The organism is Paenarthrobacter sp. AR 02, from assembly GCF_021538675.1.
Classification (GTDB): domain Bacteria; phylum Actinomycetota; class Actinomycetes; order Actinomycetales; family Micrococcaceae; genus Arthrobacter.
The window spans coordinates 318,425-337,643 of record NZ_JAJUKH010000002.1; the positions used below are offsets into that span (position 1 = coordinate 318,425).

16 protein-coding genes and 1 pseudogene are annotated in these 19,219 nt (G+C 62.2%); 9 read left to right on the forward strand and 8 right to left on the reverse strand.

Going from position 1 to position 19,219, the window contains the following annotated elements; genetic code table 11:
* Positions 1-73 precede the first annotated feature (73 nt).
* Positions 74-481 (reverse strand): hypothetical protein, encoded by a 408-nt coding sequence (locus LRQ04_RS07645; RefSeq protein WP_235519147.1) that lies wholly within the window; start codon positions 479-481, stop codon positions 74-76.
* Between the two features lie 926 nt (positions 482-1,407).
* On the opposite strand from LRQ04_RS07645, the gene LRQ04_RS07650 reads away from it, so the two are divergent.
* The 3 genes from LRQ04_RS07650 to LRQ04_RS07660 all read left to right on the forward strand — a co-directional run bounded on the left by LRQ04_RS07650 (position 1,408) and on the right by LRQ04_RS07660 (position 6,855).
* The gene (locus LRQ04_RS07650) at positions 1,408-3,963 is read left to right on the forward strand and encodes a LuxR C-terminal-related transcriptional regulator (protein WP_235519148.1); all 2,556 of its coding nucleotides are present in this window, start codon (positions 1,408-1,410) and stop codon (positions 3,961-3,963) included.
* A 66-nt stretch (positions 3,964-4,029) separates the two neighbouring features.
* Positions 4,030-5,301 (forward strand): APC family permease, encoded by a 1,272-nt coding sequence (locus LRQ04_RS07655; protein WP_235519149.1) that lies wholly within the window; start codon positions 4,030-4,032, stop codon positions 5,299-5,301.
* A 906-nt stretch (positions 5,302-6,207) separates the two neighbouring features.
* The gene (locus LRQ04_RS07660; RefSeq protein WP_235519150.1) at positions 6,208-6,855 is read left to right on the forward strand and encodes a uridine kinase; all 648 of its coding nucleotides are present in this window, start codon (positions 6,208-6,210) and stop codon (positions 6,853-6,855) included.
* A 4-nt stretch (positions 6,856-6,859) separates the two neighbouring features.
* Here the strand turns inward: LRQ04_RS07660 and LRQ04_RS07665 are convergent, their stop codons facing one another.
* Positions 6,860-8,251 (reverse strand): UDP-glucose/GDP-mannose dehydrogenase family protein, encoded by a 1,392-nt coding sequence (locus tag LRQ04_RS07665; RefSeq protein ID WP_235519151.1) that lies wholly within the window; start codon positions 8,249-8,251, stop codon positions 6,860-6,862.
* Positions 8,248-9,414, reverse strand: coding sequence for a glycosyltransferase family 1 protein (locus tag LRQ04_RS07670; RefSeq protein WP_235519152.1), 1,167 nt, complete (start codon positions 9,412-9,414; stop codon positions 8,248-8,250). Before LRQ04_RS07670 ends, LRQ04_RS07665 begins: the two co-directional genes overlap by 4 nt.
* A gap of 301 nt (positions 9,415-9,715) precedes the next feature.
* On the opposite strand from LRQ04_RS07670, the gene LRQ04_RS07675 reads away from it, so the two are divergent.
* Together LRQ04_RS07675 and LRQ04_RS20750 are read left to right on the forward strand one after the other, a co-directional pair.
* On the forward strand, positions 9,716-11,473 hold the full coding sequence (locus LRQ04_RS07675) for an FG-GAP-like repeat-containing protein (RefSeq protein ID WP_235519153.1): 1,758 nt from the start codon (positions 9,716-9,718) through the stop codon (positions 11,471-11,473).
* Positions 11,474-11,754: 281 nt separating this feature from the next.
* Positions 11,755-11,877: pseudogene (locus LRQ04_RS20750) on the forward strand (recombinase family protein); the annotation flags it as partial.
* A 48-nt stretch (positions 11,878-11,925) separates the two neighbouring features.
* On the opposite strand, the gene LRQ04_RS07680 reads toward LRQ04_RS20750, so the two are convergent.
* On the reverse strand, positions 11,926-13,047 hold the full coding sequence (locus LRQ04_RS07680; RefSeq protein ID WP_235519154.1) for a toll/interleukin-1 receptor domain-containing protein: 1,122 nt from the start codon (positions 13,045-13,047) through the stop codon (positions 11,926-11,928).
* Between the two features lie 135 nt (positions 13,048-13,182).
* Positions 13,183-13,626, reverse strand: a complete 444-nt coding sequence (locus tag LRQ04_RS07685) for a MerR family transcriptional regulator (protein WP_255773973.1) — start codon at positions 13,624-13,626, stop codon at positions 13,183-13,185.
* A 143-nt stretch (positions 13,627-13,769) separates the two neighbouring features.
* On the opposite strand from LRQ04_RS07685, the gene LRQ04_RS07690 reads away from it, so the two are divergent.
* From LRQ04_RS07690 to LRQ04_RS07700, 3 genes are all read left to right on the forward strand, one after another.
* Positions 13,770-14,192, forward strand: a complete 423-nt coding sequence (locus LRQ04_RS07690; protein WP_235519155.1) for an Hsp20/alpha crystallin family protein — start codon at positions 13,770-13,772, stop codon at positions 14,190-14,192.
* Between the two features lie 227 nt (positions 14,193-14,419).
* Positions 14,420-14,821, forward strand: a complete 402-nt coding sequence (locus tag LRQ04_RS07695) for a J domain-containing protein (RefSeq protein ID WP_235519156.1) — start codon at positions 14,420-14,422, stop codon at positions 14,819-14,821.
* Entirely contained in the window at positions 14,818-15,195 is a 378-nt protein-coding gene (locus LRQ04_RS07700; protein ID WP_235519157.1) for a hypothetical protein, read from the forward strand. The genes LRQ04_RS07695 and LRQ04_RS07700 overlap by 4 nt, the downstream gene beginning before the upstream one ends.
* Positions 15,196-15,216: 21 nt before the next feature.
* Here LRQ04_RS07700 and LRQ04_RS07705 read toward each other — a convergent pair whose 3' ends face one another.
* Together LRQ04_RS07705 and LRQ04_RS07710 are read right to left on the reverse strand one after the other, a co-directional pair.
* A complete protein-coding gene (locus LRQ04_RS07705; RefSeq protein WP_235519158.1) occupies positions 15,217-15,453 on the reverse strand; it encodes a hypothetical protein in 237 nt (78 codons plus the stop codon).
* Entirely contained in the window at positions 15,446-16,924 is a 1,479-nt protein-coding gene (locus LRQ04_RS07710) for a flotillin family protein (RefSeq protein WP_235519159.1), read from the reverse strand. The genes LRQ04_RS07705 and LRQ04_RS07710 overlap by 8 nt, the downstream gene beginning before the upstream one ends.
* A 472-nt stretch (positions 16,925-17,396) precedes the next feature.
* Between LRQ04_RS07710 and LRQ04_RS07715 the strand changes: the two genes are divergently transcribed.
* On the forward strand, positions 17,397-18,728 hold the full coding sequence (locus tag LRQ04_RS07715; protein WP_235519160.1) for a DUF6350 family protein: 1,332 nt from the start codon (positions 17,397-17,399) through the stop codon (positions 18,726-18,728).
* A gap of 30 nt (positions 18,729-18,758) precedes the next feature.
* Here LRQ04_RS07715 and LRQ04_RS07720 read toward each other — a convergent pair whose 3' ends face one another.
* Positions 18,759-19,208 carry a hypothetical protein gene (locus LRQ04_RS07720; protein WP_235519161.1) on the reverse strand — a complete coding sequence of 150 codons (450 nt, stop codon included), beginning with the start codon at positions 19,206-19,208 and terminating at the stop codon, positions 18,759-18,761.
* Between the last annotated feature and the right edge of the window lie 11 nt (positions 19,209-19,219).

Here is a 19,219-nt window from a genome sequence, read left to right on the forward strand (position 1 = left end):
TTGACATTTCCCCAAGGCGTGGGGGTGCCTACGCCTGCGTCGGTCAATGCTCTGAAGGAGTGCTGCCAGTTGCTCACATAACTTCGATTGATGCCCAGTGCCTGAACCGTGTTGAACCCGAAGCACCAACGCGTTGATAGCCGTAGCTACTCGTCACCCGGCTCCAGTCGTAGTAGAAGTCCACGTTTTCCTCCGTGAAGAGCATCCAGTTTCCGGCGTAAAGACTGGCGCGGCGCGATCCGACAGCTGTTGTTGAATATGTCGGTTCGCCCTTCTTGAGACTCAAGTGATTTGTGGTTCCGTCGCTTGATGCAGATCTAGGTGCGGTGACGTCTTTGAGTGTCTGCGTGCTGTCGGGCTCATCAGCTGCATGGGCCGGAGTCGCCAGGGTTGCGATGAATACTGACATGCATATTGCTGTGATGCTGGTGCGAATTTTCATGATCTTGTGTCCCCCAATGGACGTGATCTCAAGGGCCACTCGGGCCTACTTGATTGAACGTTGACCAACACCCTTTCGGGAGTTGAGCTTGGTTGAGTGCATTAACGGGTTGCTGCAGGAAAATCACTTCTACTTTTGCGGTTGCTGTTCCGCTAGTCGGTCAAGTGATTGAGCAATACCCTCAACCTCATATCTGAATTTGTCAAATGGGTACGTTGGGGTCAGCTCAAACAATCCAAGGATTGTTTCTCTGCGATCACTGGGCTTGCAACGCATTCACCACCTAGGGCCGACACGCCACCACCTACTTTTGGCTAAATCGCCACCTAGAACGCCCGAAAACGGTCTGTGCAAGAACGAATTACCACCTAGTTCAGTTTTCTCTCCTTATACGTCGACGAGAGCTGCATGAGTAGATTCATAAAAGAAGGTGAGGGCGAAATGTGACTCTCGAGCTTCGACGATCTGGCGGCTTTACGGTGGTGATCGGGTGCATCGCTTCTGCGCGCCGGGCGGTGGTAGCTCGCTGCTCTGCGGTCAACACCTCACGTGCCGCACCCTCGACGAAGACCAGAAGGGTTCCTTCGACTCAAAAGCACGGCCGGTCACTGACCGGCCGTGCTTTTTTGTCTGCCCATACGAATATATGTACTAGTAGCTAATAACCAGTTAGAACACATATCCACATAGCGAATTACACCCGTGTAATTTGACCTCGGCCCTCCGTAGCGTTGAACCCAAGCAACCACCACGGGAGGGATCCGGATGGACACCTTAAGCACTGGCCAACATGCCTCACACCACCTAGACGAGGCGGCCGAGCACCTAGTTTTGCCTAAATCGCCACCTAGAAGCCCCCAAAATGGCCTGTGCAAGGCCGTTTTGCCACCTAGTCCTGTTTCCTCGATCTAGCCTGCGAAGTGAGCCGCATGTCGGGCGTCCACAGAAACAGAAGGTCAGGTCGAGTGTTCGATTCAGAGGTTCAACGAATCCTCGATTTTGTTGCACGCGGCATAGGAGTGCGCGTTGTCGGCGCCCCTGGAAGCGGCAAGACCGCCGTCGTCAATAACGTGATCGCCAACCTGGAGAAGACGGGCGTCGCTGTCCACTTCATCAGTGGAATGCGTACTCACCGCGGCATCCCGTTCTCGGCCATCAAAGGACTGGGCCTGGACATGCGTCCCGGCCGCAGCGGGGTCTTTGATATCGCGGACGTTTTCGCCGCCCAGTTGGCGAAACCGGGGAAGCACCTGATGGTGGCTGACGACATCCACCTGGTAGACAACGAGTCCCTGGCAGTCCTGGAAGCCGTCCGCCGTCGATCGGACTGCCCCATGGTGGCCACCGCTCCCGACACGTGGGCGTTTTCAAAGGGCCAACTCGCTGTCCTCAACCAGGGCCGCGAGGCTCACCTGCAGCTGGACCCTCTCCACTACGAGCAGGTCCACATGCTGATTGCGCAGGTTCTTGGCGCGCCCGCGGATGCGGAGGCAACAGCCAGCATCCTCACCAAGTCCGCGGGAAATCCCCGACTCATTGTCCGGATAGCCGAGACAGCCTCGCTGAGCGATCTCCTCGTGCTGAAGGACAAGCAATGGCGTATGACCAGCGGCTCCCTGTGGAACGAACACCTCCGGGGGACTTTGGAAGCGCTGCTGTCTGAGCTCACCGCCGAGGAGTTCACTGCGCTCCACATCATGGCGATACTGGGCACGGCGCGCATCGACATCCTCCAGAAGGTGGTCAGCCTCGAAATCCTGGAGAACCTCGAGCGCCGCGGATTTCTGTCCGTCATGAACGATCACCACAGCGGGGCGATCGCCGCTATCAGTCCTCCGGTCATCGCCGACTATTTCCGTGGGCAGAAAATGCTCCGTGACCGGCACCTGCTGCGCAGCAAAATCGCAGGGATACTTGAGACCGCACCCCAGACGACCGGTGAAAACTCGTCGACGAGTGATTGCCTCACTCAGCTGCTTGCCGGCCTCCGCTTGGAAAAGGGCGACGACGACGCCGTCACCGCGCGCCATTTCCACGACCACAACGCAGCTCGTGAACGCACCCGCTTCGAACGATGGGAGGGCAACAAGACGGCGGCGAACGCGGTGGCGCTCCTTCGCACCTATTGGGGGGCGCCCGTCAACATTCAACGCGCCACTCGCGTCTGTGCGGAAACACTAACCGCCGACGCCGAGGCAACAGACATGCTGTTTCTCACCATTACCGAGGCGATGCTCGCTATCCATACGGGCCGAGGCCCGGGCGCCGCCGTCGAAATTCTCCAAGCCTTGGCCGCAACTAACCCTGAGTATGAGTCGGACGTTACAAATGCCATCGCCTTTCTCACTGCATCCCATGGTCGCATTCAGCGCAGCGGGGAGCAGCTGACGGAAGACCCCGATTCGCAGTCGGGGATGCGGAACCTGGTGTGCGGGCTGCTGGAGCTGTACCGGCTCCGGCCCGACGCTGCCATCAGGGCCGTCGAGGGTGAGGGCGATGAGGATGCCTTCCCGCATCTCCGCCCCTTCATCCGAGGTTTCGCAATGTTCGCCGCGGGAAGGGTGGACGAGTCCCTTGTTTTCGCCTTGGAGTGGCGTGCCGAAGCCCGCAGGAACCTGGATCAGTTTGGCGTAGTTACCAGCAGCTACATCGCTGCCCACGGGTTGCTGTACCGCGGGAACTTCGAAGAAGCCGAGTACCTCATGAGCAGCGTCTTCGCCATGGGCCGGCCCGGGTTCGTGGTCGACTCCCTGTACGACGCCATGCTGCGGCTTGCCGGACTGAGGCACGCAACCAACGTGGTCTCACCGGCTTTCTCCATCGCCGCACAGGCACGGGAAGACATGCACGATACCGGCCCGCTTCCCGGTATTGGCAAAGGCGCCTACGAACTCATCGCCCACAGCAGCGCCCAACCCGCAACGTTCGATCGCAAAGCAACCAAGCTCATCAAGCGCCAACTGAAGAGCGGCTATGTTCTGGAAGCCATGATGACGGCGTTGCTGTGCACATGCCTGTGCCCGGGGCGGCCAGTACTGGACCTGCTGCAGAAGATCCTCAGGGAGAGCGGCATAACCATCCACGACAACCTCCTGGCCATTGCCGCCGCAGTTGTTGAAGGGGACCACCAGCTGCTGGGTCTCCTCCTCAAGCACTACGAACCCGATCCCGACACCTACCAAATAGGGATGCTGCTCCGCGGCGCCCTCAAACGCCACGTCGTCGAAGGTGACAGTGTTGCAGCCGATGCTCTTGCCCAGGCCTCCTCGATGTTCGCGGTTCGGTTCCCGTCGGCCAACGAGCAACTGTCCTTCAACACCTTCAGGACTACGCCGCTCACCGAGAGGGAGATCGAGGTGGCAGTACTGGCGGGACATCGCTCGAATGTCGAAATTGGCGAACACCTGGGCATCAGCGCCAGAACGGTGGAGAACCACATTTCCAACGCACTCAGGAAAACGGGTGCAACGTCGCGGAACAGTCTCTTCATGCTCGTGGGGAATTCACTTCCACCGCGCTGACCCGGGATACGCTCGGAGTAACGCACCTTTTGTGGCGTACAGACTCCCAACGCGTGAAGGGTTTTCGTGAGCAATTCCCCGGCCTTGGCCCGCAGGCTCGGCACCTTCGACGCCTCACTCATCGGCCTCGGTTCCATGATCGGTGCCGGCGTGTTCGCTGCGTTCACGCCCGCTGCGGCTGCTGCAGGTTCGGGGCTGCTGGTGGGCTTGGTAGTTGCAGCCTTCGTGGCGTTCTGCAACGCCACATCGTCCGCTCAACTGGCCGCGGCCTACCCGACATCGGGTGGTACCTACGTCTATGGTCGCGAGCGACTCGGACCGTGGTACGGGTTCCTGGCCGGTTGGGGCTTCATCATCGGGAAAACAGCCAGCGCCGCAGCAATGGCTATGACGTTCGCTGCCTACGCCGCACCCCAAGGCTGGGAACGCCCGGTGGCGATTGCCGCCGTCGTACTCCTGACGGCCGTGAACTATCACGGGGTGACCCGAACAGCGGGTCTGACCCGGATCTTGGTGGTTGGCGTGCTGATTGCACTGGCCATCGCGGTAGGTGCGGTGTGGGCTGGGTCAAGGCCCGACTTCGGCAACCTGGTGGTGGAGGGGCTGCTGGCGCACGGTTGGTACGGGATTCTGCAGTCGGCCGGGCTGCTGTTCTTTGCCTTCGCCGGTTATGCGCGGATTGCAACGATGGGCGAGGAAGTTCGGGAGCCGCGCCGCACCATCCCACGGGCCATCAGCATCGCGCTTGGCATCACGATCCTGGTTTATGCGGTCATCGCGGTCACGCTGCTGGCTGCGCTCGGTCCCGACGGAACCGCGGGCAATACGACGCCGCTCGCCGCCGCCGTCGAACAAGGAACCTTTGCGTGGGCTGCTCCCGTGGTCCGGGTCGGAGCTGCGGTCGCTTCACTCGGGGCTCTCCTGGCACTTATCGCCGGGCTCGGTAGAACCAGTCTGGCGATGGCTCGTGAGCATGACCTGCCGCACGCGCTCGCCGCCGTGCACCCGAAGTACAAAGTGCCGCACCGCGCCGAGCTGATGCTGGCGGGGGTCATTTGCGTCATCATCGCCATTGCCGACCTGCGGGGTGCCATCGGGTTCTCTTCGTTCGGGGTGCTGCTCTACTACTTGGTAGCCAACATCGCGGCGTTCACCCAGCCGGCTGAGGATCGTCGGTACCCGAAGGCCCTACAAGTTGCTGGTGCTGTGGCGTGTGTGGTCCTGGTTGCGACCCTGCCGCCGCTGTCTGTGGGGCTCGGTGTTCTGATGTTCGTGGTGGGCATCGTGTATCGGTTGCTGCGGCTTCGGCGGGCTGGGCACGACTCCACCTGGGGGTAATTGGGGTGGAGCCGTCCATTACCGGATTTCAGGACTAGGTGTTGGGAGGGGACTCTTGCGCGCTCTCGGCATCTCTAGCCATGTACTTGTAGAGGCTCAGAACAGCCACCATTAGGGCGCAGACCGCAGCGACAAGGCCTATGATCTCCTGAATCGGCACGGCAAGGGGCGGGCTCAGAGCTACAGAATTTGCAAAACCCGCGCTGGCGAAGATGCCTGCCCTGAGTACAAGGAACCGGTCCGGATTCATGAAGTGAAGTGCGAATGGTCCTAGGACACCAAGGAGCAGCAATCCGATCATTACTGAGCTGAGAAGGATACTGGGGTTGAGCTTTGACAAGCCGGCGGGTGGTGGATTGAGCCCGAGTATGACTGTTGAAAGGCCCGAGCATACTGCGACTGCTAAGCCCAGAATGCGCAGTGCAGGCGAGAAGTCGTGACTCAGCATGAGGCAGTAGCCCGGATGTTGTTCAGTGCTGGGAAGATTCCGAAGGACTTGGACAACCTTTCGACGTTACTAAAGTTCAATGCGTCCTCGCTCAGAGCCGTTAGTGATATTAGGAACTCGCGCCCAAACACCGAAGTTGGTCGCGGCTTCGGCGGGCTGGGCACGACTCCACCTGGGGGTAATCGGGTGGAGCCGTGCCGTAATGCCTCCGACGCCGGGGCGGGTGGGGTTTCCCGCCGGACACCGGGATCCCGCCCCAGAGGCACAAGAAGAGACTAGGGGTGGATTTTGGGAATAGGTGTTGGGAAGCGGCAACTAGGTGCTGAGCACGCCCGATTTGTGTGGTTCATGGCCCAAGATGAGTGGAGATTTGGCGTCCCTAGGTGCTGGGGCTCGACGACCTGTGCCACGATGGTCCGATGATTGGGGAGAGTCTATTGGCTGGCAGGGCGGAACTCTTGAAGTTCCTAGGGAGAGAAATTGCGGCGCTCGGCGGGGGCCGCCGCCTGATTGCCATCGACGGCGCCGACGGTAGCGGCAAGACGACGTTCGCGGAGGAACTCGCATCCTCGGTTAGGGGCCGGCCGGTTGTGACCATTCACCTGGACGATTTCCTCAACCTGCAGGAAGTCCGGCACCGGCGAGGACAGACATCGCCGGAAGGGTTCTGGCTGGACACCTACGACTACGCGGCCTTCCAAGACAACGTTCTGACTCCGCTGCGAAGGAGCGGGGACGGAAAGTATCGGCCGGCCGTCACGGATGCCCGTCAGAACCAGAGACTTGAGTTACCACTACGGGAAGCGCCGGAGGAATCTTTGGTGCTGGTCGAGGGGATGTTCCTTCACCGGGACGAATTGAGGGGCCAGTGGGACTACTCGATCTTCCTCGATGTCCCTTTCACCGAAACAGCACGACGTATGTCCGTGCGGGACGGCGGCAACCCTGACCCCGAGCACCCGTCCATGCGCCGGTATGTCGGCGGCCAGCGTCTCTACTTCGAGGCCGCGGAACCGTGGACGCGCGCAACCAGGGTTGTCGACAACACTCAGCCGGACGAACCCAGATTGCTACCCGGAGGTGAGGCGTCGAAGCGCCGACGCTGATCGGCTAAGCCCGCGCGTGCTTCCGTCGCGTGGCGACGGACGTCCCAACCCCACGCTCCTCACCGACACCCGCACCCGCACCCGTCCCCAGACCACGGACCGTCCACCCGGCGCTCCGCCAAGCCTCAGCGTCCAGGACGTTTCGAGCGTCAAGCACCATCCGGCGTCGTACAAGTGATCCGGCTACCGAGGGTGACAGCGAGACGTATTCGTCCCATTCCGTGAGCAGCAGCACCAGCTCGGCACCTTCCAGGGCGCGTTTGGTAGATGCCTCGAAGCGGATCTGCGGGTAGCGGATCCAGGCATTGTTGATGGCTTTGGGGTCGGTGACGGTGACGTGCGCGCCGGCGGCAGCGAGTTGTTGGGCGACGTCCAGGGCGGGGGAGTCGCGGATGTCGTCGGTGTCGGGCTTGAACGCGGCGCCGAGGATAGTCACGGTGCGGCCGGACAGGAAGCCGCGGCACATTTCCCGGGCGATCTCCACCGCGCGGGAGCGCTGGTCGAGGTTCACCGAATCCACCAACGCCATCCACTCATCCACTGACGGCACGGATAGCTCACGTGCCTGGGCCCGGAACGACCGGATGTCCTTGGGCAGGCAGCCGCCGCCGAAGCCGAGCCCGGCGTGCAGGTACCTGTTGCCGATGCGCGGATCCAGTCCCATCGCCTCGCTGAGTTCGCTGACGTCCGCGCCCGAAGCGTCGCACAGCTCAGCCATGGCGTTGATGAAGCTGACCTTCGTGGCCAGGAACGCGTTCGACGCCGACTTGATCAGTTCCGCCGTCGCAAAATTGCACACCAAGCGCGGGATGCCGGCGCTGATCAGCGGCTCGTAGACGGCGTCGAGCACGGCGGTGACTGGAGCCCCGGCCGCGGCATCCTTGCCACCCGGGACGCCGTAGACCAGTCGGTCGGGGACCAACGAATCCTTGACGGCGGTGCCCTGGCGCAGGAACTCGGGGTTCCAGCCGAGCAGTACGTCCGAGCGTCGTGCCAGCAGCTCGCGCAGCTTCTCCACCGTGCCTACCGGCACCGTCGATTTCCCGACGACGGCGGCCCCCTTTGCCAGGTGCGGCAGGAGGCTCTTCGTGGCGCCCATGAGGTAGGAGAGGTCCGCGGTATCCGAGGTTTTGGACTGGGGAGTGCCTACACAGAGGAAGTGAACTTCGGCATCCGCGGCGAGAGCGAAGTCCGTGGTGAACTGGAGCCGGCCGGTGGTGCGGCCGTCGCTCAGGAGTTCGTCCAGGCCGGGTTCGTGGAAGGGGGCCAGTGCCTTGTTGAGCTGTTCAACTTTGGAGGAATCGACGTCGATACCCACCACAGTGTGGCCCATCGAAGCGAGCGTTGCTGCGTGGACTGCGCCGAGGTAGCCGCAGCCGATCACGGAAATCTTCATGAAGTGGGTCCTTTGCTTGAGGTCAATTCGGTGGGGCCGTTTTCCCGCGAGAAAGAGGCGATGACTTCGGTGTAATGGCGGACCAGGTCGGCGCTGAGCACAGGCCACGTCCTGCCCTGGACAGACGCGGCTGCTGCCGTTGCGAACGCGCGGCGCTTGGCGTCGTCGCCCATCAGATCCTGCACGTAATCGCGCAGCTGGGTGAGGTTCCCGGGCTCGTAGAGCCAGCCGGTGCGCGAGTTCTCCACGAGGTCCAAGGGGCCGCCGCGTCCGGTAGCCACCACGGGAACGCCCGACGCCATGGCTTCCTGGATGGTTTGGCAGAAGGTTTCGAACTCGCCGGGATGGACGAACAGGTCAAAGGAGGCAACAGCTTCGGCCAGGGCATCCCCGCCAAGGAAGCCCGTAAATACAGCGCCCGGCAGCGCAGCTTCAAGGGAGGCGCGCTGCGGGCCATCGCCCACAATCACCAGCTTCGTGTTCGGCAGATCAGCGAGCACGGCGAGGTCCTCAACCTGTTTCTCCACGGCGAGCCGGCCGACGTAGCCGATGATGCGGTGACCGTCGGGCGCTACTTGGCTGCGCCACGCCGTCGAACGTTTAGCGGGGTTGAAGCGCGCGGTATCCACACCGCGACGCCACATATCCACGCGCAGGATGCCGCGACCGCGCAACTGGTTCAGCGCGAATGTGGACGGCACAAGGGTTCGGGTTGCCAGGAGGTGGATGTTGTCCACACGGTTCCATGCCCAGTTCTCCAGGAACGGCACGCCATAGCGGGCGGCGTAGCTGGGAACCTCGGTTTGATAGATCGCCATGCTCGGGATGCCGAGTTGGTGGGCGGCCTGCACGGCGCGCCAGCCGAGGACGAACGGGGAGGCGAGGTGCACCACGTCGGGCGAGAAATCGGCAAGGATTCGCTTGACCCGATTCACACCACCCAACGCGACCCGCACATTCGTGTAGCCAGCCAGCGGCACCGAGGGAAGCCGGTGCACATACGCACCCTTCTCGACGCTCGAAACATCAGTGTCCGACGTCGACGGCGCGATCACCATCACCTCATCCCCGCGCTCTTGCAGATGCTCCAGCACCCGCAGTATCGAGTGGGTTACCCCATTCATCAATGGCAGGAATGATTCGGCGACGATTGCGATCCTCACGCCTTCAACGGTGGTCGGGGCGGTTGGCGGTGCGGGTGCGGGCGGGTGGCCTGTGGAGGAAGAGTTGGTTAACAGGCGGTTCTTAGTTTTGTCCGGGCCCGCTTGTAGACTCCCTTTAACGGACGCGCTCAGGCGTCCTTTATCTGGGGGTTCTGCCATGGTTGCTGCTGGGGATAATCCGCGCGCGCATTTTAAGGTTTCGCGACCGGGCTTAAGACGGCGAGGTGGGGTACGACGACGGCGCCGGGCAGCGGCGGGAACTGTCGCCGTCGGACTGGCGCTGGGGCTGTTGTCGGGAACCTTGGGTTCGCCCGCTGTAGCGGACGATCTCACCCGCGTTGTCCCCGTCGGCGAGCGTCCAACGGGTATAGCCGTGAATCCGGCCACCAACAAGGCGTATGTGGCCACCTTTGACGGTGTCGAGGTGGTTGACGGCGAGCTCTCCGGTGGCCTCCTGTACACGGGGGACATGCCGGTGGACGTCGCGGTGAACCCCGTGACGAACAAGGTTTTCGTCAGCGAAATCGGTGGTGCCGTGGCCGTGGTCGATGGTGCCAGTCGCGCAGTGACCTCAGTTCCCGTCGGTGCGAACCCGGGCAGGCTTGCAGTGAACCCGGTGACGAACAAGACCTACGTCGCATGGCAGAACGGCGTGAAAGTGATCGACGGTGCCACTCTCACCGCCACTGCTTTGCCGGTAGCCGGCGCCCAGGAGATCGCGGTGAACTCGACCACCGGCAAGGTCTACATTTTGGGTGGCGGAGTCATCAAAGTGATTGGCGCTGGTGGTGTGGTGACCTCTACCATCAGCATCGGCGCCGGCGGCATCTTGGATCTAGCCATCAACGAAACCACGAACAAGATCTACTTCACCACCCTGGGCAAGTATGGTGCTGGGGTCCGCGTGATTGACGGCATGACGGACACCATTACTGACACGATTCCGACCACAAACAACGTGGGCAAACTGGCAGTGAACCCGGTGACCAACACCGTATACGTCGCTGGGGACAGCGAGGGCATCGACGGGTTCGTGCAGGTCATTGACCCAGCCACAAAGACACAGGTCGCCAAACTGCGAACCCCCTCTCGTGTCACCGACATTCTGGTCAACTCCAGAGGCAACAAGGCTTACGCGCTCCTGCAAGGGAGGGGAGTCACCGTGGTGGATGGCGAAAACCGCTTCTCCGCCGTGTTCTCCGGACAGGATCCCCTGGACGCCGCGGTCAACCCGAACACCGGCAAGGTCTACGTCTCCAACAACGGAAGTGCCTCCGTGTCCGTGATTGACGGCTCTGTTGCAGCGCCCGTTAAGAACGACTTCAACGGTGATTCGCATCCTGACGTGTTGGCGCGCGACGTATCCGGCGCGCTGTGGCTGTACCCGGGCAACGGATCGGGCGGCTGGCTCCAGCGCGTCCAAGTCGGCCAAGGCTGGAACGTGATGACGGCCCTGATCGCGCCGGGAGACTTCAACGGCGACTCGTTTGCCGACGTTTTGGCGCGCGACGGCGGGGGTCTCCTGTGGCTATACCCGGGCAACGGTGCAGGCGGGCTCGGAACCCGGGTGCTGGTTGGTAGCGGTTGGGAAAACATGAGCGCCATCGAGCCCATCAACTTCTTTGGCGCCGGCTTTGGGGACGTCGTGGCCCGCGACCGTGGTGGGGCCTTGTGGCTGTACCGGGGCGACGGAAAGGGTGGCTGGTTGCCCCGGATGTGGGTTGATTCGGGCTGGTCGGCATTGTCTGAAATCACTGGCGCCGACGACTTCAACGGCGACGGCGTCACCGACCTCGTGGCCCGCGACAGCGCTGGGACCTTGTGGTTGTACCCGCCCAAGGGAACCAGCGGATGGCTGCCCCGCCAGGTCACCGGTCAAGGTTGGAACGCGATGAACTCACTGGTTGGACCCGGCGATTTCGACGGCGACGGGCGGGCTGATCTGCTGGCCCGGGACTCCAGCGGTGGGCTGTGGTTGTACTCCGGTCAAGGAGGATCGGCATGGCCCACGGCGAAGCAGGTTGGGGCTGGGTGGAATGTGATGACGGCACTTCTTTGACGCCGGCAACTCGAGGAGGCTCCTGCGCCTTGGGTTGTGCACATGTCGGGCCCTCCATTGTCCGTCGAAACTCAACCTACCGTGGACTCAAGAGGTGGAGCCGCCGCCTACCCAACCGCTCAAGGCGGCGATCTATACTCGAATATCCGAGGACCGCGCCGGCGGAGGGCTCGGGGTGGCGAGTCAAGTGGCGGATTGCCGCGCGTTCGCAGAAGCGCATGGGGTCCTCGTGACAGAAGTATTCACGGATAACAGTCTAGGCGGCGTACTCAGGCAGGCCGCGCCCGGGCTTCCGTAAAATGCTGGACGCCGTAGCGGCCGGAAGAGTGGACGTGGTGCAGGCATGGCACCCAGCCCGTCTAACCCTGAGCCTCCTTGAGTTGGAGGAATACATCGACCTGTCCGATAAGTCCCGTGTGCCCTGCCCCGCAGCAGCTTCGATATCGCGCTTTTCACGCAGGATTCTCAATCTCGTGTTGCTCGCTCTGGTAAGCGCCAAGGGCCTCAAAGCGTGCATCCCATTGACTGACGATATCGTTCGCCTCGGCTACAAAGTGCTCGGAGTTGTGCAAGTTTTGGACGGCCTGCCTTAGCTTCGAGCTGTACTGAGTAGGGTCGTCGTCGAAGGTCCAGCCTGAACCTTCGTCAGTTGCCCTGATGGAGAGCATCGCCTCGCTGATGCCGTACCTCAGATCGGCAAGCAATGGCGTCAATCGTGGTTCGCGCTCGACTAAGCGAATTGCGGCGGTAACGTGAGGGTCGAGTGCAATGGTCAGACGGTGGTAGTTCCTTGCTTCGTTCAGGCGTTTGTCGCTCAGGGGTGCAATCTCTGACCCCAGCTTCGCCCAGACCGAGAGGAATTGGCCACTAAGTCCACGTTGTTGGCGGTAGACGCGACTTGCTCGCTGCGTTAGTTCTGCCCACGCAGCATTCCACTGGCGACGAGCTACGGGGTCGAAGTCGACAGCGTTAACCCAGTCCGGGAGGAGGGTGTTGATCTCACCGATTACTTGATCAACGGTGGCTTGCTCGTCCTGTTCCTCCGTCTGCTCCCTGCTTCGCAGGTCGGCCTGTGCCTCTTCCTGGAGTTGCATGATACGTAGCGCGAGTTGGTTGACTGCGGTGAGTACCTCGGGGGCTCCTTCCCCCATTAGGCGATACTTAGTCCAATCGACATATTGCGTGCGCGCAAGGAGCGCAAGAACTTCGTCATCACTGTCTTCTCGCATGTCGGGAACGTTTATCAGCAGTATGGGTAGCAGGAGCTTGGCGAAACCTCGACTCGTGGATTCGCCCACGAACGTCAGGAGCTCCCTACGACACTCTGGGCTCTTCACAAACTTTGGCGTTACCACCGCGATGAAGAAAGGGGCCGTACCTAAAGCGTCGCCAATCTTAGTACGCCATGCTTCGCCCCAACTGAGGCTGTTTCGATCGAGAAAGATCTGCAAATCATTCCCACTTGAAACCGCATATTCGTTAGCTATCTGCTGGGCCAGCCGACGGACATAACCGGACATCCTGTCGTCGTCCTCGTGAGTGTAGCTCCAAAAAGCTTCGTATTCTGAGTCCATGAGTTGACTATAGCCGCGCAGTTAAGAGCAGGATTCCGTGTAGCGGCGCGTTCGGTAGGACAGCGAGAAGACAGAAGAATAGGCGGGGCTTGTATTGCGTTCAACGTTGCCAGGCCTGCCTGGTATGTGAGCAGCTCAGTCCCTAGTCCGACGGTCTCCGCCCCGCGCCCGCTTCAAATCCTTCCGCAGCCCACGGTTATCCGCCCGTAGTTCCCGATTGTGCTGCGTGAGGCCATGGTTGTCCTCTGTCAGTCCACGATTCTGAGCTTCCAACTCCAGCACGAGCTTCACGCCGGCCAGGTTCAGCCCCTCATCCAGCAACACCCCGATCCGGCGCAGGGTCGCCAGGTTCCGTTCGCTGTAGCGGCGGGTGCCGCCGTCGGTCCTCTCGGGGGTGATCAGGCCCTTGCGCTCGTATTGACGGATGTTCTGCTGTCCTGTGCCAACGAGTTCCGCCGCCACCGAGATCGCGTAGACGCCACGGGCGTCCCGGTCATCAGCGCCACCAATGCCGCCGTCGGACGCGGCGGCGCCCGATCCGCCGTCGTGCTCCCCAACGGAACTGTCCGAAGCAGCCATTCGCAACCTCTCCAAAATTCTTCCGAAAACCTACTTGCACCACTCTCTCACCGGTGCTATAAAAAATCTATACCAGCCAACACAGATCTGGAAGGCTGGACCAACAGAAAAGTCAGCATCAAGATCTAAGGAGTGAGAACAAAATGCTGATGCGCACTGACCCGTTCCGCGAATTCGACAGGCTCGCCCAACAGGTTTTTGGCACAACAGCACGCCCCGCCGGCATGCCGATGGACGCCTGGCAGGAAGGCGAAGAGTTTGTGGTCGCTTTCGATCTGCCTGGTGTGAATCCTGAATCGGTGGACCTCGACGTCGAGCGCAACGTCCTGACCGTTAAGGCAGAACGGAAGTCGCCAGCGGGCGAGAACACCGAACTGATCGCCGCCGAACGCCCCCAAGGCGTTTTCAGCCGCCAACTGATCCTGGGCGACACCCTGGACACCGACGGCGTCAAGGCCAGCTACGACGCAGGTGTGCTGACACTCCGCATCCCCGTCGCCGAGAAGGCCAAGCCCCGGCGCATCGAAATCACGTCCAACGAGCAACGACAGGAAATCAACGCGTAATCCACCCTCTCCGCTGAGGGCTCGCCCGGGGGTGGCCCTCAGCGGAGCGCAGGACGGGAGCTTCGGATCGGCCGCAGCATCGGAAAATGGGCGCAGGCTTCGCGCCACGCCACAGCGCTTGACGCGCAGAGGAAAACGCGGCCCCTGACGTCGCCTCCCGATCGGATGGCCCTCGGCTTCGTGCCGGGGGCCATCTCCCATCCACCGCATCCCACCCGGAACCAGCAGTGAATACCCAGCCAGACCACTACGCCACCCTGCACGTGACGCCCGATGCCACCCCGCGCGAGATCGCACGCGCCTACCGGGCGCTGCTGCGCACCCACCACCCGGACACGCGCCAAGCAACCGACGACGGCGGCACCCCCTCAGCGGGCGACGTTCAGGAACTGCATGCCATCATGCAGGCGTACGTCGTTTTGTCGGACCCAGGAAAGCGGGCGGCTTACGACCGTACGCGGCGGACCGGCGCTCCCTCGAGTGATCGGGGAACGCCCGTGAAAGTCCGCGTGCACCGAACATCGAAATCTGCGCAGGCTCAGACCTCGGAGCAGAGTCCGCTGGCATTTGGCCCACCCCGCTGGGAGCCCCTTCCACGAAGCACCCGACTTCCAAGGAGAGATTCATGAGCGCATGGCGTCCCTACGACGGCCACATCATTCCCGCGTTCTACGAACGGTTCGAGAAACGCTGGGGAAGAGGGACTGCACCTTTCCTTGACCCTGAAGTTCTGGAGCAACCCATGCCTCGCGCCCAGTGGATCAACCCCGATACGGGCGCGGCCGTGGCGGTCGTTCCTATCTGGACCGACGACCCCGAGCACAGATCCTTCGGCGTCTTCTACCTACCGCCAGCCGGCGATATTTGGATGCTGCGGCCTGGACCCACCACGTTCCTGGAACCCAGCGGAGGAGCGAGTCGAGAGCAGGTGACACTCCGGAACGACGCGTTCAAGAAGGCCGTCAACCATGCCAAGGAGTTCATCTACGGGCCACAGTTGTAAGGGCGTGCCTCGCGAGGGCGGCTATCCCTGCAGGACGTCCGGCAGTTCGTCCACGTAGACCGATTGCGGCGGTTCGAAGTAGATCACCAGAACTTTCTCGCCCACGGCAAAGACACTCGTCTTGTCGAATGGGTAGGCGAAGAACGCGCTTGTCCCGCCATGGAAGGGAAGCATGACTTCGCCAATGGTTCCAGGCGCGACGGTGCCTGTGACCCTGCCGATCTTTCCGGTCAGACTTCGATCTACCGCTCTAGGCATCTGGTGCCTTGGCGGAGGGAGACGGTGCGGGTGGTGCCTTCACCGGAGCTGGGCGGGGAGAAGGAGCAGGCGTTTCCTTGCCCCGCAGCGCCGAAGCAAGCGACGGCAGGAAGTTCCCCACCTGGGACAGGATTCCACCCACCATACTGTTCAGCCCCTCGCCACCATTGAGTACCGTCAGCTGCCCAATCCGTGAGAACGGTTCAGCAGCTGCCGACACGATCGCGGGCATATTCTCCGCGATCTGCTGCGAGATGACGGCATCCTGGTTGGTTTCGAGCGCTTCACCGCGTGCCTTGATGCCTTCAGCTTCAGCCAGCGCCTTGGCCTTCACTGCGGAGGCGGCCGCATTGCCGCGTGCCGTCGTCGCCGCTGCCTCGGCTTCACCCGTGACGCGAGTTGCGCCTGCCATGGCTGCCGCTGCTCCTGCGTTGGCCTGGGCTTCGAGCTCGACCCGTCGGGCGTTGGCTTGCGCCTCGAGTTCGGTGCGCTTGGCCAAAGCTTCCGCGGCGCTGATGTCAGCGGCCTTCTTGGCCTCGGCGTCGGTACGCTGGGCGTATGCCCGGGCATCGGCGGGCTTACGGATGGTGGTCTGCAGTTTCTGCTCTTCGCGATCGGCCTCAAGCTTGGCCACTTCGGTCTCCTGAACCACCACCTGCTGCCGGGCGGTAGCGTCAGCGAGCGGCCCGGCTTGCGCAGCCTGGGCGCGTGCCTGTTCCGCGTTCGCCTGTGCTGCGGATTGCTTGATGGCGGAAAGGCTCTGTGCGTCCGCGATCAGGGCAGCGGCTTCCGCTTCCTTCTCTGCAGCTTCCCGGTTGCTGGTGGCCTCCGCTATGCGGGCCTCCATCTTGACCTGCGCGATGTGCGGCTTCGCCAGGTTCTGGATATAGCCGGTGGGATCCTGCAGGTCCTTGATCTGGAGTGAGTCCACCACCAGGCCCAGCTTCTCCATCTCCACGCCACTCGCACTGCGAACCAATGAAGCCAGCTTGTCGCGCTCGCGGATGATTTCCTCCACAGTCATGCTGCCGATGATCGAGCGCAGGTGACCTTCGAACACGTTGTAGACCTGGCTCTCCATCTTCGGCTGCTGTCCCAGGAACCGCCGGGCAGCGTTGGCGATGAACGGGGGAGCGTCGCCGATCTTGTAGATCACCACACCGTCCACGATCACTTGGATGCCCTGCGAGGTCACGCACGAGACCTTGAGTTCAGTTTCATTCAGGGTCAGGGCCAGGCTGCGAACGGTCTGCAACCCCGGGACCACCAAGGCGCCCTTTCCGGTGACGATCTTGAAGTCCATGCCGTCCGTATTTTCCAGTGTTCCGCGCGTAAGGCCCGAGATGATGAGGGCCTCGTTCGGTTCCGCCACCTTCCACATCGCCTTCGTGGCCAGCCAAATGAAGCCGATCACGAGTACGACGCCCAGAATGATGGCGATCAGCGGGAAGAAAGCTGCGAGGTCGTCCATTGACCTTGTCCCTTCAGACGGTGTGAGCGACACACTTTGGTTGACCCCCAATAGGCCAAATGGTTGCTCGTGTACACAGTCTTGTTCCGCCGAAGCGGGGAGTCCAGCACATTTGTGCGTCATTTGTGCGGCAACCCGGCGGGTTCAAAGTGCCGAGATGTCGCCCCTCGGCGGGAGGGCAGGAAGGGGGGAACAAAAGAAGGCTGGTGCAGCCTGGGAAAAGATCCGAAGGTGGCTGCACCAGCTGCTAGTACGACTTTCCGTTTAGAAGTTGTGACACCTATCCATTGGCCGCTCCTAGTTCCCGGCTTCGTTTGTTTCCGGGTCTTTCAACATCAGTTGGGGGCCGTCATCCGCCCCGGCGAGAACACCTCCCATCTTACGGCGACCCATAGGAAAAAGCGCAGGAATTCGCGGTATTTCGGGGGAGTCTGACGGGCGAGTGCTGCCCACCGTGGCACGATAGATCACGATGAAACTGCGCGCTGATCAGACCGGAAACCGTGGCCTCCCCATGCCCCTTTGGCTGCAGGGCGGTTTGGAAGCGGCTCAGGCGGCGTTCATTTCGGCCATTGTTGTGGTGTTGCCGCTGGTGGGGGTGTGGGCGACCGACGGTTTTCAGGACCGCAACGTCGACACCCTGGCCCGCCTGGCCGGCCAGGCCTGGCTGCTGATCCACGGTGTTCCGCTTGGACTGGCACACGTCGACATGGGCACGGCGGCGCAACCGGGATCTGGCCTGTTGTCCTTGCACCCGCTGGGGCTGACGCTCATCCCGTTCCTGCTTGCCTGGCGTGCGGGCCGGCGACTGGCCCGTGCCTCGTACACGGACCAGCTGTGGCAGGCGTTCATGGGCGCGTTCGTGGTGTACGCGGCGTTCGGGATGGCTACCGGGTTCGTGTGCCGCACCCCGGAAGTGGTCATCAACCTCTGGTACGCCATGACCATCCCGCTGATTTCCTTCGCCCTGGGCATGATCGTCGGTGCCCGGCGTGAGGCTGGTTCGTGGAGCCGGCTGATTGGCGTGGACGCCGTCGCTTGGCTTTCGAAAACCAGTCAGCATTCACGCTGGGCGGGCTCGTATGTCGGCTCCGGGTTGAAGGCCGGTTTTGTGGCGATCATGGCCGCCGTGAGCTTGTCGGCGGTACTGCTGGCTGCCACCATCGTGTGGCATTGGACAGACATTATTGCCGTCTACGAGGGCATCCAGGCCGGCGCGTTGGGCGGCGCCGTGCTCACCATTGCGCAGCTCGGGTTCCTGCCGAACCTGGTGATCTTTGCGCTTTCGTGGTCCTCCGGCGCGGGCTTCTCCCTGGGTGTCGGCTCCACGGCAGGTCCACTGGGCACCACGGTTGGACCGCTCCCGGCAGTCCCTATCCTGGGTGGTCTCCCGGCCGGGCAGCTCGACTTCGGCTCGGCCGCCCTGGCACTGCCGGTAGTGGCCGGGATCTTGGCAGGGTGGTGGTTCCTGCGCGAAGGCGAGAACCACTTCGACGAATGGCTCTCCATCAAAATCAAAGCCCGCTGGTTCACGGCCGCGGCATCAACGCTGTTCCTCGGCGCGTTCATCGGCGCTGTGGCAGGGCTTCTCGGCGGCGCGATGGCGTGGATCGCCCGCGGTTCTGCCGGAATTGGCCGGCTCACGGAAATCGGACCCCACCCGCTGTGGACGGCAGTCTGGCTGGCCGCCGAAGTGGGGATCGGCGTCGTGATCGGGTACGCCGTGGGGCCATGGCTGGAACGCAGCCAGAAGCAGCGCGAGGCGAACCTCGACGAAGCAGCGTACGACGACGAACACGCCTAAGCGGTCAGCGGCCGCCAAGCGGACGCCGGGCTACCGCATCGGCCCCGGCATGGAGTTTTCCAGCTGGGTCAGGCACTGCGACTTCGCGGTTTCCGTGAGCGCACTGCGGGAGCAATCCTGGTAAGTGCTGACCTGCTTGAAGAAAAGCACGGACGTCAGGATGAGCAGGCACATCACGGCGGTAACGATCAAGCCGGAGATGGTCCCGAACAGGATCAGGCGGGGCTGCTTGAACTTCACTGTCCGCACCAGCACCACAACGCCCAACACCCCGGCGGCGAGCGTGAGGATGGCGCTCAGCCAGACGTAATCCACGTTCAGGGAGAACACGAAGAACGCGCCCAAGGCCGACAAAAGGAAGGCGCGGAACAGGATTTGGGTCACGCCGAGCGCGGACTTTTCGGCCTCGGAGCGGGATTGCTGGCTCGGCTTGGGACCGACGTCGGGATTCATGTTTTCCAGCCTACGCGAGCCGCCCATAAGCTAGTGCA

Excerpts from the sequence above, each read along its gene's own strand:
- LRQ04_RS07665 (WP_235519151.1), bottom strand. The coding sequence starts at position 8,251 with ATGAAGATTTCCGTGATCGGCTGCGGCTACCTCGGCGCAGTCCACGCA.
- LRQ04_RS07680 (WP_235519154.1), bottom strand. The coding sequence starts at position 13,047 with ATGGACTCAGAATACGAAGCTTTTTGGAGCTACACTCACGAGGACGAC.
- LRQ04_RS07685 (WP_255773973.1), bottom strand. The coding sequence starts at position 13,626 with ATGGCTGCTTCGGACAGTTCCGTTGGGGAGCACGACGGCGGATCGGGC.
- LRQ04_RS07690 (WP_235519155.1), top strand. The coding sequence starts at position 13,770 with ATGCTGATGCGCACTGACCCGTTCCGCGAATTCGACAGGCTCGCCCAA.
- LRQ04_RS07700 (WP_235519157.1), top strand. The coding sequence starts at position 14,818 with ATGAGCGCATGGCGTCCCTACGACGGCCACATCATTCCCGCGTTCTAC.
- LRQ04_RS07705 (WP_235519158.1), bottom strand. The coding sequence starts at position 15,453 with ATGCCTAGAGCGGTAGATCGAAGTCTGACCGGAAAGATCGGCAGGGTC.
- LRQ04_RS07710 (WP_235519159.1), bottom strand. The coding sequence starts at position 16,924 with ATGGACGACCTCGCAGCTTTCTTCCCGCTGATCGCCATCATTCTGGGC.
- LRQ04_RS07715 (WP_235519160.1), top strand. The coding sequence starts at position 17,397 with ATGAAACTGCGCGCTGATCAGACCGGAAACCGTGGCCTCCCCATGCCC.
- LRQ04_RS07720 (WP_235519161.1), bottom strand. The coding sequence starts at position 19,208 with ATGGGCGGCTCGCGTAGGCTGGAAAACATGAATCCCGACGTCGGTCCC.